Origin of the sequence: Brevibacillus choshinensis, assembly GCF_016811915.1 — a bacterium.
Lineage (GTDB): Bacteria > Bacillota > Bacilli > Brevibacillales > Brevibacillaceae > Brevibacillus > Brevibacillus choshinensis_A.
Genome location: NZ_CP069127.1, coordinates 5,480,258 through 5,496,583 on the forward strand (window position 1 = coordinate 5,480,258; position 16,326 = coordinate 5,496,583).

17 protein-coding genes are annotated in these 16,326 nt (G+C 49.9%); 7 read left to right on the forward strand and 10 right to left on the reverse strand.

Going from position 1 to position 16,326, the window contains the following annotated elements; genetic code table 11:
- From JNE38_RS27425 to JNE38_RS27445, 5 genes are all read left to right on the forward strand, one after another.
- Positions 1–363: a response regulator transcription factor gene (locus JNE38_RS27425; protein WP_203354211.1), complete on the forward strand. Its 363-nt coding sequence runs from the start codon at positions 1–3 to the stop codon at positions 361–363.
- Positions 360–3,233, forward strand: a complete 2,874-nt coding sequence (locus JNE38_RS27430; RefSeq protein WP_203354212.1) for an ATP-binding protein — start codon at positions 360–362, stop codon at positions 3,231–3,233. The genes JNE38_RS27425 and JNE38_RS27430 overlap by 4 nt, the downstream gene beginning before the upstream one ends.
- A 222-nt stretch (positions 3,234–3,455) precedes the next feature.
- Positions 3,456–3,659: a cold-shock protein gene (locus tag JNE38_RS27435; protein WP_203354213.1), complete on the forward strand. Its 204-nt coding sequence runs from the start codon at positions 3,456–3,458 to the stop codon at positions 3,657–3,659.
- A gap of 73 nt (positions 3,660–3,732) precedes the next feature.
- Entirely contained in the window at positions 3,733–4,041 is a 309-nt protein-coding gene (locus JNE38_RS27440) for a hypothetical protein (protein ID WP_203354214.1), read from the forward strand.
- A 222-nt stretch (positions 4,042–4,263) separates the two neighbouring features.
- Positions 4,264–5,301, forward strand: a complete 1,038-nt coding sequence (locus JNE38_RS27445) for an acyltransferase family protein (RefSeq protein WP_203354215.1) — start codon at positions 4,264–4,266, stop codon at positions 5,299–5,301.
- A gap of 109 nt (positions 5,302–5,410) precedes the next feature.
- On the opposite strand, the gene JNE38_RS27450 is transcribed toward JNE38_RS27445, so the two are convergent.
- The 3 genes from JNE38_RS27450 to JNE38_RS30865 form a co-directional block, all read right to left on the reverse strand.
- On the reverse strand, positions 5,411–6,538 hold the full coding sequence (locus JNE38_RS27450) for a histidine kinase N-terminal domain-containing protein (protein ID WP_238933479.1): 1,128 nt from the start codon (positions 6,536–6,538) through the stop codon (positions 5,411–5,413).
- A gap of 145 nt (positions 6,539–6,683) precedes the next feature.
- Positions 6,684–7,265: a hypothetical protein gene (locus JNE38_RS27455; RefSeq protein ID WP_203354216.1), complete on the reverse strand. Its 582-nt coding sequence runs from the start codon at positions 7,263–7,265 to the stop codon at positions 6,684–6,686.
- A 256-nt stretch (positions 7,266–7,521) separates the two neighbouring features.
- Positions 7,522–7,989 (reverse strand): alpha-helical endospore appendage domain-containing protein, encoded by a 468-nt coding sequence (locus JNE38_RS30865; RefSeq protein ID WP_238933480.1) that lies wholly within the window; start codon positions 7,987–7,989, stop codon positions 7,522–7,524.
- Positions 7,990–8,298: 309 nt separating this feature from the next.
- On the opposite strand from JNE38_RS30865, the gene JNE38_RS27465 reads away from it, so the two are divergent.
- Entirely contained in the window at positions 8,299–9,702 is a 1,404-nt protein-coding gene (locus JNE38_RS27465; RefSeq protein WP_203354217.1) for a methyl-accepting chemotaxis protein, read from the forward strand.
- A 395-nt stretch (positions 9,703–10,097) separates the two neighbouring features.
- Here the strand turns inward: JNE38_RS27465 and JNE38_RS27470 are convergent, their stop codons facing one another.
- Entirely contained in the window at positions 10,098–10,559 is a 462-nt protein-coding gene (locus JNE38_RS27470; RefSeq protein ID WP_203354218.1) for a phage holin family protein, read from the reverse strand.
- Positions 10,560–10,774: 215 nt separating this feature from the next.
- A complete protein-coding gene (locus JNE38_RS27475) occupies positions 10,775–11,554 on the reverse strand; it encodes an arylamine N-acetyltransferase family protein (protein ID WP_203357771.1) in 780 nt (259 codons plus the stop codon).
- Positions 11,555–11,814: 260 nt separating this feature from the next.
- Here JNE38_RS27475 and JNE38_RS27480 point away from each other — a divergent pair, with 260 nt between their 5' ends.
- Positions 11,815–12,198, forward strand: a complete 384-nt coding sequence (locus JNE38_RS27480) for a VOC family protein (RefSeq protein WP_203354219.1) — start codon at positions 11,815–11,817, stop codon at positions 12,196–12,198.
- Here the strand turns inward: JNE38_RS27480 and JNE38_RS27485 are convergent.
- The 5 genes from JNE38_RS27485 to JNE38_RS27505 all read right to left on the reverse strand — a co-directional run bounded on the left by JNE38_RS27485 (position 12,195) and on the right by JNE38_RS27505 (position 16,157).
- A complete protein-coding gene (locus tag JNE38_RS27485; protein ID WP_203354220.1) occupies positions 12,195–12,791 on the reverse strand; it encodes a ribulose-phosphate 3-epimerase in 597 nt (198 codons plus the stop codon). The two genes, JNE38_RS27480 and JNE38_RS27485, sit on opposite strands and share 4 nt — an antisense overlap.
- A gap of 35 nt (positions 12,792–12,826) precedes the next feature.
- Positions 12,827–14,158, reverse strand: a complete 1,332-nt coding sequence (locus tag JNE38_RS27490) for a PTS galactitol transporter subunit IIC (protein WP_203354221.1) — start codon at positions 14,156–14,158, stop codon at positions 12,827–12,829.
- A 27-nt stretch (positions 14,159–14,185) separates the two neighbouring features.
- On the reverse strand, positions 14,186–14,461 hold the full coding sequence (locus JNE38_RS27495; protein WP_238933763.1) for a PTS sugar transporter subunit IIB: 276 nt from the start codon (positions 14,459–14,461) through the stop codon (positions 14,186–14,188).
- A gap of 50 nt (positions 14,462–14,511) precedes the next feature.
- Positions 14,512–15,369 carry a DeoR/GlpR family DNA-binding transcription regulator gene (locus tag JNE38_RS27500; protein WP_343071724.1) on the reverse strand — a complete coding sequence of 286 codons (858 nt, stop codon included), beginning with the start codon at positions 15,367–15,369 and terminating at the stop codon, positions 14,512–14,514.
- Positions 15,370–15,506: 137 nt separating this feature from the next.
- The gene (locus JNE38_RS27505) at positions 15,507–16,157 is read right to left on the reverse strand and encodes an ArpU family phage packaging/lysis transcriptional regulator (protein ID WP_238933481.1); all 651 of its coding nucleotides are present in this window, start codon (positions 16,155–16,157) and stop codon (positions 15,507–15,509) included.
- Positions 16,158–16,326 lie beyond the last annotated feature (169 nt).

A 16,326-nucleotide genomic window follows, 5' to 3' on the forward strand; every position in this document is an offset into this window, starting at 1 on the left:
ATGGCACACATTTTACTTGCTGAAGACGAGCCTGTGCTGCGCATGCTGATCAGCGATACATTGGAAGATGAAGGGCATCAGCTCGATATCGCCTGCGATGGGGAAGAAGCCTTGCAAAAAATTAAGCTGCACGAGTATGACCTGATCGTGCTGGATTACATGATGCCCAAGCTGACGGGCTACGAAGTATTGGTTCACATGAAACGGCTCTCGGACAAAAGGAATGGCAAAGTCATGATCCTCTCTGCGAAAAGCCAGCATACCGAGCAGGAAAAGATGCGTGCGGCAGGTGCCGATGCCTTCATTCCCAAGCCGTTTAGCCCCATGGAGCTGGTGCGGGTCGTGGAGGACATGCTTGCATGAGTGAACTCAGACAGATCCTCCGAAAAAGCATCACCCGGCGTTTTACCGCCATGATGTTTATGTTTCTGTCGATGTTGATCGCCGGCGCTGCCATTGTGCTGTACATGAACTACACGGCCTTTTCCCAGTACCAAGCGACGCTGAAAGCATCCAAGGAGAAGCAGGTGCTGGTCGAGCAAATCGCCGCCCACACCAATCAGATCTTTTTTCGCGCTCGCGGCTACTACGCCTTTTTGAGCCCATACGAATATAACGAGCTGTTTCTGGAGAAGCAAAAGCTGGAGCAGTCGATCGCTTCCTTTAAGAAGCTTTCGCTCACCTCGGAGGAGCAGGTCGTCGTCACCTCGATCGAGGCGTTCATCTCCAACTTCTTCGCGAATACATTTCCAACCGCAGCAGGTTACGCCAAAGCAGGACAGTACGAATCGCTCCGCAACTTTTCGTCCAGCGGTGTGAATCAGGAAGTAAACAATCTCATCACGTATGCATCTACCTACCAAAAGAAAAACGATCAGGTATTGCTGCAAGAAAACCACGAACTCTTTGAAGATGTGACGCGTCAGAGCCTGTGGTTCATCTTGTACATTCTGGTGGTGCTGCTCTTTGCCATCTATGTCACGAGGCGGACGACCCGCGATATCGGCGCTCCGCTCGAACGGCTTTCAGCAGAAGCCAACCGCTTTTCGCAGGGCGAGCTCCCCCACTTCCAGGATCTGCATCGCATTGATGAAATCGGCAATCTCACCCGCTCGCTCGATTATCTGATCCGGCAAATTCAGATCAAGGAAGAGACGCTGATGGCGCAAAACGAAGAGCTGCAAGCCCAGCAGGACGAGCTGATGATGCAGCAGGAAGAGCTGCAGGAAGCCCTTTCCAAAATGGAAGACAACGAGCGCTACCTGCAAAAGAGAAACCGGCTCATCCAATCTCTCGCCAATACGCTGGACAAGCAAGAATTGCTGCATAGCATCATCCGCAACATCGTCGAGGTCATGGATGCAGACAAAGGCGTCATCGTCTTGCTGAATGCGGACAAGGACGTTTCGAGCTTTGGCGTATCCGCGCAGGGAATCGCACAGTTTTTGAACGGACTGGAGGATGGCCCTCTCGTCCGGATCCGCGAGACCAAGCAGCCGTATGTATTGAAGCGGGAAAGCACGGAAGCCGAGCGCGGCTATCAGGATGCGTCCTCTGAAACAAGCGAGCTGTATTTGCCAATCTTGCAGGCTGATCTCGAAGTGGTCGCATGTATCGTCCTCTCCCGCATTGGCCGCCCCCTCTCCGATTTGGAAAAACAGATGGCAATCGGGCTTGCCAAGCAAATCTCCTTGTCTTTGGACAAGCTGGCCATGCATGAGGAAACCGAAAAACAGCGCCAAATGACACAGGACATGCTCGATACCATCCAGGAGGGCGTACAGCTGGTCCGTACAGACGGCGTGACTCTGCAGGTGAACCGCACGTTCCGAGAGCTGCTCGGCTTCCCTGCCCATTCCGTTTTGCAAGGAATGCGTCTGGGCGAGTATTTTCATCACATGGAATCCATCACGCAAGGTCACGAGCCGCTCGTGTCTTATGTAAATGCGGTACTCTTTGGCAGCTCCGAACAGAGAACCCATCTGATCGAGCTCACCTATCCGCATGTCCGTTATATCCAGCTGTATACGGAGCCACTGTATCGGGACCAGGAAAAATGGGGCACCTTGCTCGTCTACCGCGATATTACCAAGGAATATGAGATCGACCAGATGAAGTCCGAGTTTGTCAGTACGGTCAGCCATGAGCTGCGGACTCCGCTCGCCAGCGTGCTCGGTTTTGCCGAGCTTTTGCTGAACAAGGAACTAAAGCCGGAACGCCAGCACCGCTACATGACCGCCATTTATCAGGAAGCCAAGAGACTGACTGCTCTGATCAATGATTTTCTCGACCTCCAGCGGATGGAATCCGGACGACAATCCTACGAAGAAGAACAGGTTGCGATGGAGCAGCTCATTCGTGAGGTATTCTCCCTGCAGCGGGTACAATCTCCCCTGCACACGTTCCAGCTGGAGCTTTTGACTGATCGAACGACGATCCGTGGAGACAAGAGCAAGCTGCATCAAATGCTGATGAACTTGATAGGCAATGCCGTAAAATACTCTCCAAATGGCGGGCATGTCCGCGTCATCTGTCGTCAGGAGGGCTCTCGCCTGCTCGTAGACGTTCAGGATGAAGGACTGGGGATTCCGGCCGAGTCCATCCCCAGACTGTTCACCAAATTTTATCGTGTCGACAACTCCGATCGACGGGAGATCGGCGGGACGGGGTTGGGCCTTTCGATCGTTCAGGAAATTGTTCGTGTCCATCAAGGAGAAGTCGCCGTTGCATCCGAAGAAGGGATCGGCAGCACGTTTACCGTTTCGCTCCCGTTCACAGACCAATCGACCCCCATGGATCAGGAGAAGCTGTCCCCTTCTCTCCAGACCGCATCCATGAGAACGAATGGAAAGATTGTCGTCGTGGAAGATGATCTGAACCTGCTGGAGCTGCTGCGGGATGAGCTGATGGGTTCTGGCTTTACCGTCTATCCGTTTTCCAAAGCGACGACCGCACTTGCGGCAATCCAGGAGCTTCGTCCGGATGCCATCGTATTGGATCTGCTGCTGCAGGATGGCGAAGACGGCTGGGCGGTCATAGAGGGGATCCGAAACAACCGGGAGCTGCATGCGATTCCGATCATCATCTCCAGTGCGCTGGAGGAAAAGAAAAAGGCGTTTGAACTGGGTGCCCAAGGCTATCTCATCAAGCCCTATCACCCGGACACCCTCTCCAAGACTATCCTCCTCGCAATATCCAACAACGAATCCGGGCAGATCCTGATTCCGGAATAAACTGTAAAAGGCAGTGGACATCTATCCGCTGCCTTTTTTGCTGCCTTTGCCAAGGCTTCCTCAAATTCACTGAAAACTCCAAGTTATTCCAATCCAAACTATGATTTTTCTGTATCGATTGGAGTTGTAAGAGGTCAGAAAATCTTGGTATATTCGAGAGCATTCCATCACACATTAATAGAGGTTAAAGTCCCGCGCAAGTCCCGCAAAGGAGGAGTTCACGTGTATTTCTCTAAGAAAGCAGTGGTTCCGGTCGAAGAAGAGGAGACAGACGTGTGGATGTGTAGCAATGACGGCTGTACGTGCTGGATGAGAGATAACTTTTCCTTTGACGAAAGCCCAAACTGCCCATTCTGTCGGTCACAAATGGTCAAAGAAACGAAAATGCTGCCCGTTCTGACCAATCACAGCAAACGCAATTCTTGACGAAAGTCTTCTCTTTTTTGCGTTCTGGACCTACAATATCCTCATGACGGACGATTGTTAGAGGAGTTTGCACATGAACCGAAAAGAGATGGAAGAACAAGTCATTCAAGCATACCAGCGCGATGAGGGCATGATGATCCTCGTTTTCGCACAATGGTGTGTCAACCACGGCCTGGATGCACAGGAAATCTACCGACGAGCCTATCCGCAGCAGGCTGCCAACCCTTTGCTAGCACAAATGATGGACAATACGGTTCCAAAAGAGGAAGCGGAAGAAATACCGGATGCCACCTTGCTTGGAGTCTTGTCCCTCTTCGGAAATGACGATCTGGCGTTTGTGGTCAGCGAAGAAATGGAACAACGAAAAAAGAATAGCCGGTAAAGGAGTGAAGTCACACATCAGCGTGTGGCTTTTTTCTTTTGATTTTCTTGCAACTTCCATGTACCGGTAATACGTCTAATGTTTACATACTTCAAGCACAATAAAATCAAATATAATTCTAAGAAACATTTCATATGATGAAGACCACTCGTAGTGACAGCCATTCGTAGTTTATGGTTTGAGACCGATCGCAAGTCGACTAAAACATAAATGGAGAATGCTATGTATACGGATTCAAAAATGTTGAAATCTCTGTTTTACATTCAGCTGTTTTCTAGTTTTTTGGTCGTAGTCGGACATTTTACCGCATCTGTGCTTTACTTTAACGATCCCTTTTGGGTTGTGGCCCTCAATCAGATCAGCCGCTATGGTACCGTACTTTTGACCATTGCGACGGGATACTTGACCGCCTATTCGTTCGATCAAAAGCAGCCTGGTTTTCGCGAGTTCTTCACCGGCAAAATCGTCTACATCGTCATCCCCTATCTGGTGTCCGGGATTCTCTATCATTACTTGCTGAAAAAAGGCTTTCCCCATACTGTCGGGGATTTCGCCAATATCGTTCTGGGCAAAACAGGTGACCATCTTTACTTCGTCTTCATGATTTGCCAGTACTATGTGGTGGCGTACTTTTTACGCAACATCATCACCAAACGCAACATCCTCTGCATCATCTGGATCTTGCTCGCGGTGCAATACGTCTATATCCATTACATTCACCAAGGCTGGCTGGGGCTGACAACACGCCACATGCTGCCGACTTGGATTTTCACCCTGTACATGGGTCATCTGATTTACTGGTATCGCGAATGGATACTTTCTTTTCTGCGAGACAACCGTTCCATTCTCATGCTGGTGACGGGGGTTTCCACGGCGGCTGCGATCTATTTCGTCATCTCAAACAAGATTTTCGTAGCGGTACATTTGACGTTTGTCTTCGCTACATTGCTGTCCTTTCTCGTGCTTATGGTGTTCTTTTTGGAGCTGGTCGACCATCTCCACATCAAGTTTCGCAAAGGGTTGACCTATTTCATTTTTCTATTTCACTCCGCCTTTCTTATTCTGTTCAAGGACGTGCTCTATCAGGTCTTTGGCGAAGTATCCTGGATTTTTCAAAATACCTGGTACTCCCTTCTCTACCTGGCTGCCATCTTTATCTGCAGTGCGACCCTCGCCATCCTGCTCGTCCGTCTGGTCAAGCGATTGGAGCGGTTGTGGGCCAGCATGGGGAACAGAATGAGAAAGGAACGACTGCAATAACCGGTTTGCCGCAAAAAGAATGGATAGAGGTCTCAGAAACAATTCTGAGCTCTATCCATTTTTGTTTGATGGAATGCCCCACCTGAACAGGAGGTCTTCCTATTATGATTTATTTTACCGAGTAGGCAGCTTCTTTTCGTTGTTCCGCGGTGCTAAATTGCATGGTGAAAGTCGTGCTCTCTTCAGACGATTCGCACGAGATCGTACCCGCATGCCGCTCGATGATTTCCTTGCAGACGTACAATCCGATCCCCGTCCCCAGCTCCTTGGTCGTGAAGAAAGGTTCGAAAATGACCTCTAACAAGTCAGGAGGAATGCCTACCCCGTTGTTCGAAATCGACACCCTGGTCATGCCGTTCGTTTGCAGCACCTCGATTTCAATCATTTTGCTGCCTGACTTCCGCTGCAAAGCATCCAGCGCATTGGAGATGATATTAATGAAGACTTGTTTGATCTCATCGCGGTATCCCGTCAGTTCACATAAAGGATCGATGCGACACTGGATATCCGCATTGACATCGACGATATTGGGATAAAGGAAGGCCAGTATCTCTTCGAAAAGCTGCTGGAAATTAAACGCTTCACTCTTTCGCTGAATGACTCCTTTTTTGGAGACCAGCAAAAATTGGGAGACCCGGTAATTCAGCTGGTAAAGCTCGTTGACGATAATATCTACGTAAGGCAGGTCAGGATGATCCTCCTTGAGCAGCTTGGAGAAGCCAATGATGGAAGTCAACGGATTCCGAAACTCATGGACAAAGCTCGATGCCATCTGCCCTAGGATGGTAAGTCGATCTTTGTGGGAGCGTTCAATGAACAGGTTCTTTTCGGCAAGGTCGTTGTTTTTCAAAGTCGTATACTCGGATACTGCTTCTACCAGAAAAACATCAAAGCACTCGTTAACCTTGACGATGGCAGATACGAGAATCGAAGGCGGGAACGAACCTCTCTGGAGCAAATCCAGAATCAATCGCCTTCCCAAGCAAACATTGTACACAAAATCCCCAATGTTAATGTCAGCCTGATTGCGCTCGTTGGCCACTTTGCGAGCTAACTGCCTGATCTCTTCTTGCGTGATCTGCTCGCGAAAATATCCGACCACCATCCTGTACATCGCTTGCCCGTTGAGATGAATAAAGTCCCTAAACTGATCGTGTTCGGAAACAACTATTTGTGCTCTGAACTCTTCAACAACAGCTGCTTCATGCTCATCCAAAAACGTTGTCAGCTCATCCATCTGCATCTGTCCCCACTCTGCATGTTGGCTCATATTCAGCGTAGTCATATTTTATGATTATAGCACACTATTACCTAAATATTTTTACAGCTTCCAGATCAAAGGAAAAATAAATAAGACTACCCCTGAAGGCAGCCCATTCCTTTCATTTTGTCCCTTTCCAAAAATGGCCAAAAATCTTCTCGTTTAGCCATGGCTTCGGCAAAGGTGGATCCGGGTGGAAAATCAGCGGTTCCGAATTTTTCGATCCTTCTAGAGACCCTATCAAACGTTTTACGGATTCCTTTAACAGGGGGATGAATTCGTTTGAAACGAGCGGAGACCCGTCGGTTTGGACGCTGAGTTTTTTTATCGATTGGAGGAGTGAGAAGCCGCTCACTTGAACCGGGCCGTCCACCGTTGAATTCTTCTCATGATGAAACATCACGAGGTGCTCATGCAATCGCACCATGATGCGCATGCTTTCTCCGATGCTTTCTACCATTTGAATCAAGCCACGCTCCAGCTTGTTCAGACGAAGCGCTGTTGTCGGAGTCTGCTTCAGCTCGTATAGGATCTGGGTAATGAGATGAATCTGTGCCTCGGCCAGTGAATTGGAAGCCGATACTGTTTGCAAATGAGCCTCTACGATTGCAGAAGGATGGTTTGCATCCCTTTTTACGTGGCGGTCCATGATCCAGTATGGAAGTAACTTTCCCAATCTGACAAACCACATCCATTGAAACATGACCCAGGCTTCCATCCAACGATTCGTCGCCTCGGTCCAGCTTATGAGCAGCATGATTGGAAAGGGCGAGGGTTTACTCAGGAGCCATTTCAGCCAAAGGTTGGTTTGCAGAGTCTGACATTTGATTAGCTCCGCTTGTGTTTTTTCCCATGCTACCGTCGATTCCACTAATCGGCCAAATCCATCTGCTTCCTCATTTCTCTTCATTCGCATTTCGGGATGGACCATGTTCTCCAGTAGCTGCTCGATCGAGTGATTAATCATCTTCGGCTATATTTTTGTCATCAACGACGGTGCCTTCCTCCGTCTCACTTTCTTCTTCGGTCACATTTCCTTCTTCGATCGGGCTTTCTTCCTCGGTCGCGCTTCCTTCTTCGGCCGCATTTCCTTCTTCCGTCACACTTCCTTCTTCGGTCGCATTCCCTTCATCCTTGTTGATGCTTTTCCCTTCAAGCTCCAAAATTTGATCCAGCTTGAATTGCAACAAGATTTGTTTACTGATGATATTACGAAACATCCGCTCCATACTCTGGTTCAGGCGAAGCATGTCATCTAGACTTATCCCTTCTTTATCCAGCAGCTGCTGAATTTTTTCGCCTTCCGAGTTCATAATGTGGGACATCGTTATTTCTTCCATGGCGACAGAGGTTAAAAGAAGATGAATCACTTCTTCACGTTTCAGGGTTATGCGAGGAGTTACATCCGGCAAAATGGGCAAAGACATGAAAAACCAACCTCCATTTCGTGAAAAGTCCGAAGTCAAGGGAAGACCTATGGTATTGGCTTGTTTACGCGCAGGCGAATAGATTCCCGTACTCTTTTAGAACCATCCTATTTCATAAGTTGTCTTTTTATGTTTCCGAATCCCATTTTATTATCGTTGGGATTACGTATCCAATCATTTTTACGTCACTTTATTTAACATAATCATTCAAAAACAGTGAACTCAGTTAGAACTTGAATAGAATAACAGTATTGATGTAAGATTATATGACATAAATATAACGTTATAAGAAAGAGAGGAGTGAGTCGTGTGGGGTTATTACTGAAAATAGTCAATGCGTATAAAAATCCTTCTGCCAATGAGTCGACAACGGATAACCAGCTCATGACCGATGATATCGTGGTCGCAACGGATCGTTTGGAATCGATCGTGGAACGCATTTACAACGAATCCGGGAGAATTGAGCAGGTATCAGGCAACGTGCTGACAATGAGCGAGAGCATTTTGCGCAATCAGACGGAGGCGCTCGATGGAGTAGAGACTTTGACCCACTTTTTGCAGACTGTCCAGCACCGGGCTGAGGGTACTTCCGCTCAAGCCAAAATCATGCGCGACACGAACTCCGCTCTCGAGGAGGACCTGCACCACGCCACCAAAGCCCTCACTCGTACCAGTGAGACTTTTTCCAGCTTGGAGGCGACTACGCAGCAAGCCTCCCAGTCGATTCACTATTTGCTTCAGCAGATGCAGCATATTACCGACCTTCAGATCATGCTGAAAATGACGGTGGAGCAGACCAGCATGCTGGTCATGAACGCCTCGATTGAATCCCCTAAGGATGGAACGAATGGCATGAATTTTAAGATCGCAGCCGAGAGAGTCAAGGAACTGGCTGACCAAGGCAAGCGCAGCCTCCTCGACATCGACCCGCTCATCCACAACATTCGGAGTGCCTCCCAGGAAGTGCTGGTCGCACTGGACCAAAACCAGAATTGGATTGCGGCCAACAAACAGGAGCTGGAGGACAGCCACCGCATTTTAAGGCAGGTTCAAGGTCATTTTGACGTGCTGGAGAAAATCATCTCGGATAATGAGGAGTCTTGCCTCAAACAAGTGGAAACGGTTCAAACCATGACCGGACAACTCGCCCACCTTTTGAGCAAATCCAAAGAGAGCACGCAGCTGGCCACGGATGTCCAAACGATCTCTGCCAGCCAAGACAACATCGTCAGGCAACTTCTCGAAGCGAGCAAACACCTGACAGACATCTCCGACGAGTTTTCTGTCGTCGTCAAAAAGCATGGAGAACACACGGAGATCCTCGACAATCCTCCGTTCACGATCGATACCTTCGCTCAATGGAAAGGAAAAATGGAGGACTGGGCGAGTCATGAGGAGCTGTTAACCTCCACCCCCGTTCAGCTACAGGAGGTTTTCGAAAACTGGATGGAGGATACGACTGTACTGGAGGCAGTGTGGCTCAACAATGCGGATGGAGATTTCCTGCATTCCCATCCCCCTGCGGGCATTTTAAACGCCAAACGGCGCCAATGGTTTACAGGAGCTCTTCAGGACGGCTTCTACATCTCCGCACCGTACATCTCTGCCATCACCAAGCGCCCGTGCGTGACCCTCTCCATTTATATGGTGGATAAAGACGGGCATTGCGGAGTACTTGGCGCGGATATTCATTGCAGCGCAACAGAAGAGTGACGACCGAGCGCATAAGCCCGGTCGTTTCTTTTCACCGAGCACAAAGCCCCCCCTGCCCTGGTTCCTTCTTACCAAAGGCAAAGCCAAGAGTTGCAGGATGAATCGATGTTATCCACAAAATCCCGAGGAAACCGTGGATAACTCTGTGGTTCTTGTGGATATCCAACTTCAGTTCTGTGTATATGTTCTGAATGCTGAGTATTCAAATTTTAATGAAGCGATTGCCAAAACAACCGTGAGCAACTGTTCGGCTCACTGCTCCACTCCGCCTGCATGCCAAGTACGGTAGCCATCCCCCTCACTTATCCACAGCACCCTGTGATTTCTGTGTATAACCTGTGAGTAAGCTGTGGACATCGCTCTACTATTCTTCCAATGTGGCGCAGTCTTCTTTACTACCCTTCTTTCTGATTCATGGCGCGTTCCGATTTGGCTTTGATCTCCGACTCTACCAAGTTGGCAATCGCTTTGGGAACCGGCCATCCAGCACGACGAGCATTCGCCGTCAGACTGTTCCACGTGTGGTAAATGAGCCCAAAAGTCACCCCGTAAAAAAGAAACCCAGGCGTCGCCATGACACGATCCAGCAGGTTGGCCAGCGCAGGCAGGGCCAAAAAGAACAATGTCCGCGGTATACGGCCAAGTCCGTATTCGGAAGGGCAAGTGAAGTCCTGCTTCTTGGCAGCCTGAATCCCTGTCACCCAATCCAGGCAAATGCAAAAAAGCAGAACGACCAGGATATCTGATCGTCCAAATCCGTAAAGGTAATGGAAAACAGGTGATACAATCGCTTCAGCTGTCGCTGCCCAGCCATTGGTGGGTGCTGCTCCGTGATGAATGGCTTGGAGAAACTTCATGTGCTCATCTCCCTTCGATATCTTTCCTTCTGCCGAATAAGGAGCGATGGGACGCTCGCCTCGCGCTGATTTGGGAATAGAAAGAGCCACCCGAATGGTTCAGGCGGCTCTTTTGACTGCTTTTCTTGTTTCCTTGTTTCGCTTGGCTTCAGTATAAATCAGATTGCATTGGAAATGGGAAAATGAACAGGAATGTACGGTTGTGTAAAGATTTGTCAGGACATACCAAACCACTCTCCCAACAGCTCCCGAAAACGAACCGCATCGATCCCCTCCTTTGTCACGACTCCATTCTCCCACTTCGTAAACGTGGTTTCCGTCAGCGTCACATTCCCGGCCTCTGTCAACCGGGTGACCAATGGCCCCTTGTTAAAGGGAGATTCCGTATGCTCCCGAATAACCGTCTGAATCTCGTTACATTCTGATACATCCGCGATGGGTCTGGCGGAATCAAAGGCATATCCGATTCGCCAGGCAGTGTCCTTGTGCTTCAGCTTCACTTCCAGCACGTGGTCCCCGTGCTCACAGCTTGCCTTCGTCACCCGAAACTCCCCATTTGCAGACGTAACGGTCTCCCCCGTGAGCGGGACTGGCTTCAATGGCAGATTCGCCCCAAAGCCCGTATCGACCAAATACGTTCGCCCTTCGTGAGTCAGGAGTATCGTGACATGCGTCCTTCCGATCGACTGATACTCCTGCGTAGCTTGCTTGTAGACAATCCCGCGGGTCAGCACTGCCTGGAACCCGTTTTCGAGCAAAAAGAAATAGAAAAGCGGATTAAGCTCGTAGCAAAGGCCGCCCTCGTTTTTGCCAAGAATTTTGTCCAGCAGGCTTTCCCGTGTGATATCCCGTGTTTGTCCTGCAATCACGCATAAATTTTCAAAAGGTATCGCCCTCGCCGTTTTTTCAAGAACGCTTGCCAGTGTTTCAAAGGTAATGGGTTCGTCTTGCGCGATCCCGATTCGCTTGCGAAACAGAGCATTCAACTCACTCACCATTCATTCCTCCCATCCCGTCTGCTTGATCTATCCTATGTATTCGGCACCTGTCTAAAGTATTTGCCAGCCAAGATGATTTACCCTTTCCTATTTCGAACCGCTGGAAGTCTAGCATAAAGCAGCTCTGCTTCACGTAAAATAGTCAGTCTTCCACAAGAGAGCAGGGTCAGTTAAAATAAAAATCAGATCTGTCATTTTTTTACAGGCTGATCCGCTATTTTATGCTATCCATACATCTTCTAAAGGAGGCTTTTCCTATGCGACTCAATCACTTGAATCTATGCGTAAAGGATCTGTCCGAGGCACGCCAGTTTTTTGAAAGCTTTTTCGGAATGCAGACAACGGGAGAAGTAGCGAATGCCGTGGTCATCATGAACGATGGAGAGGGATTTACCCTCGTATTGAGCAAACCCCGAGGAAACGCAGAGGATGCTCTGATCTATCCGGACGGCTTCCACGTGGGTTTCTTCGTCGATACTTGCGAGGAGGTCGACCGGTTGTACCACCGCCTCAAGACAGCTCATGTTCCGTTGAACCAGGAGCCGCGAAAGATGCGAGAGGGATACACTTTTTACTTTCATGCGCTGGATGGAATCCTTTTTGAGGTGACTTGCCTGAATGAGAGCCCCACTCTTTCCTAACCGCGACCAAAAACAGCTCTGCCCATTACGGCATGTGTGACGCCCGCCTGCGTTAGCTCTCCTAGCCGGTTTGGTGTGACGCCACCATCTACCCACAGCTCGACGGAGGGGACGGCATCTCGAACTTGCTGCGCCTTCGTCACCATGTCAGGGAGAAATTCCTGCCCCACCCCATCCGGTTCTGCGGTCATGACCAACACAGCATCCACACGACCAAGCACATAGCCAAAGGGAGCGATCGGCGTGCGCGGGTTAAACGCCAGTCCCACCCTGCCCCCACGACCTCGTACCGCATCAACAAACAGGCTCGGGTATTCGAGCGCTTCCACATGAGCGAATATTACACTCGGCTGGCAGGCGCACATCTCTTCCAGATAATCGAATGGATTGGATACCATCAGGTGAAACGAAAACGGAAGATCCGTCACCTCACGCAGCCTTTTGACCGTCTTCATGCCAAACGTAATATTGGGAATAAAATGACCATCCTCGATGTCGACATGCAAGTCTGAATACAGCTTTGGGTCCAGTCGATTGACTTCTTCCTCCAGACGCAGCGGATCCGCGGATGCAATGGAAGGGGAAATGATCATGTGACCTGCTCCTTTCGCCTTGGCGCCGCTTTTGATCATTTGGGCACTACGAACTTTTTGCTGAAAGCCAGCAGAGCTCCCACCAGAACAACGACTATCGCGACTCCAACCGCTTGCAGTGACATCAGCTTGCTGATGACAAACGCCACCCAGTTGCCTGCCGACAGAGCTGTGATTTGCGACGCGCCTTCCGGAAATGTGAAGCCGGTATTTTTCGCCGTATCCGTAATGATCGGAGCAAAATAGCTGGCGAACAACAGAACGATGGCCATCATGATGGTTCCACTGATCAGCGTGCGGACGAAATCACCGCGATGAATGGGTGTCGCCATCGATATAAAGAAGGCGGTCGCTGCCAAATCACCCAAGGGTAGCGTGGAATTAAGAGGAAGGATCATGGCCAATACCAGGGTGATCGGGATCAGCAAAATGCCAACCGTAATGGTAGTCGGATGTCCGAGGGTGACCGCTGAATCGAGGCCGATGTAAAATTCCGAGCCTTTAAACCGTTTTTCCATAAAAGAACGCGCAGCCTCGGAGATCGGAACCAAGCCTTCCATGATGACCTTGACCATCCGTGGCAAAAGCAGCATGAGAGAGCCCATCGCGATACCCAGCTCCAAAACCTTTTTCAGATCGTACCCGACCACGATTCCGATCAAGATCCCCAAGACCAGACCGATCATCATCGGCTCCCCCATCACGCCGAGCTTGCTTTGGATGGTTGACGTATCTGTCTTGCGGTTTTGCAGTCCCGGAATCTTGTCGTACAGCTTTTCCAGCAGCACGTAGACAGGAACCGAAGAAATGGCATAGCCTTGGGCAACGGAGATTCCCGGAATGCCGATTTCCTTTTGCACGCGCTCGGCGGACAGATCTGCCATTTTCAGTGCGACGATACAATGCGCAGCAGCTGCCAGCAAGCCGTAGACCATACTGCTTGTGACGGTCATGACGACCGCTCCGGTAAATGCAAAATGCCAGTAGTTCCAGATGTCAATGTTGACGGTGCGAGTCTGTTTACTGATCAGCATGAGGAAGTTGACGAGAAGAGTAAAAGGGATGATCACGGCTCCCACTTTGGTGGCGAAAGCGACGCCTGCCGCAGCCGCCCATCCTGCGTCGATAACCGTTAACTGCAGATGAAACTTCTCGACGAAAATAGTGGTGATGGGCCCGATGTACGTCCAAATGATACCGAGCACCAGATTCAAGCCTACGAAGCCGATCCCTACGGTGACACCCGAACGGATCGCCCGCAAAATACTGAGCCGAAAGCAGAGACCGACAATCGCAATGATGATCGGAATCATCACCATGGAGCCGAGATCGCTAAGATAGGTAAACACTTGAAGGATGGCTTCCATTCCTCTTCCCCCTATTCGTCAGCTCGGTTATGTGAGGTACGCCAAAATCTCCTGTTCCGTTTGTTCACGGCCAATCCCTGTCAAAAAGGAAATCGCGGTGACGAGCGGCTTTTCGTATTTATTCTCCAGCTTCATCGAGGTCACGATCAGATCAGCCCTTCCCGCGTGCCCAGCAATATCCGCCACTGTGCACTGAATGATCTGGGCAGCAATCCCATGATTCTCCAATAGCTGTTTCACCCTGTCGCAGATCAGCGTCGATGTAGCAATACCTGCCCCGCAGGCGACGATGATTGTTTTCATCTCCAACTCCCTCGACCTCCCCTAAAAATTTGCCGCGCATCTTCCTGCCTTCAATTACTCTCTTCGCCCTCTGCCTTCCCCCCTTTCTGGGCCGTTCCAGCTATGTGCACCTGGATGCCTTTCTCCTGCAGCACTTTGAGGACTCCCTTTTGATCAATGTTTCTGTCCGTGATGATCGCATCCAGCACGTCGAGATCGGCAATATGGGAAAAAGCCACCTGATTAAACTTGCTGCTGTCCGCAAGCAAAATCACCTCTTTGGCGATAGCGATCATCCCTTTCTTTATGTTGAGTTCATCGATGTTGGAGTTCGTAATTCCTTTTTGAATGTCGACCGCATCAGCTCCCAGGAAGACCTTATCCACATTCAGATTCTGCAGCAGCAGCTCTGTAAAAGGCCCGACAAGGCTGTATACTCCTCTTCGCCGCTGCCCTCCCAGCACGACCAGATCGATGGCTTCGTTTTCACTCAGGCACATCGCGCTCTTGATGTCATTGGTTATGACCGTGATGTTCTTTGCTTTGACCAGCTGCTTTGCCAGCATCAGCGCCGTCGAACCGCTGTCGAGCAGGATCGTCTCTCCCGGGTGGATAAACGTGAATGCCAGCTGCGCGATCATTTCCTTGTTTTCTGCCGCCTGCGCTTCCTTTTCAGAGTGACGGGGCTCGAAGTTCGTTCCTTTGTGCAGGCTGGCTGCTCCCCCATAGGTGCGAATGATCAGGTGCTTTTCTTCCAGCTTCAGGAGATCCCGCAATACGGTCGGCTTGGAAACTGCCAATAGCTCGGTCAATTCGGAAATGGAAGCAAACCCTTTTTGATTCACGTACTGCGTGATTATTTCATGACGTTCCGCTTGTAGGATGGCAAACTCCTCCTCAGAAACCAGCCACGCTTGTAGGTCGATGATTTACTCTGATTCATTTTTATTAACTTTGATTCGATTTGATACGTACATGGGAATAAAAAATACCCTCTTGGGCTGTTTGCCTCGTGAGGGTCAATCAATCCGGATCAAGGGCTCAAGCTGTCCGCGCTCTCTCTCGTTCACCCTGTCGACTGAGCACGCTTGCCATACATCGCCCACGCCATCTTCATCACTGCACGGCGCTTGATTTCATAATACCTCTGCCGGGATACCCCGATTTCTTTGGCAATCTGGGTGTTTTTTTCTCCGTCCAAAAGCGCCTCCAGAATCAGCCTCTCCTGCTCATCAAGGATCGTCTCCACCGCTTCATCGATTCGTAGGATTTTATCCTGCAGGTTTTGCAGCCGCTTCCATTTTCGCTCTCGCCGAGCCGCTTCTGCATGGGTCTTGTCGCTATGCCTCCCCAGAGGCTTGAGCTGCGCAGTTTCCACGCCATACTGCCCAACCATGCCTTCGCCCATTTCCTGCAGGAACCGCTGGATGCGTATCACTTCCAGCTGCATGTAGCTGTAGTCTCGGATTTCTTCCTCTGTTCGCTGCACCAGCTCCCCGGCCGACTCCAGCTCTGCATGCACATTTGATCTCTGCTGCGCCTTCTGTTCTTGCTTCTGCCCCTCCAGAAGCTTGTCCCATTCAGGGCAGGACTCGATCTTCCCTACATGCTTGTCATGTACCTGACAATGCGCCCTTTTCCCCCATTCTGTAGCCGGGCATCCCTCGCAGACCTGTTCGCGCAGATCATCCATACTCATGCATGCTCGCGTCGCCATGGCATTTCCTCCTCACGCTTCTATGTGAATGGTATTCGCTTTATTCTTCGGACAGGAACGTATGTTCTTATTCGTTATGTACAAGTATCTCATACAAACCTAAAATGTTCAAGATTTTCCAACTGTAAAATATAAAAAAATACAATCTCTTCATAAAGACCCTCTCATC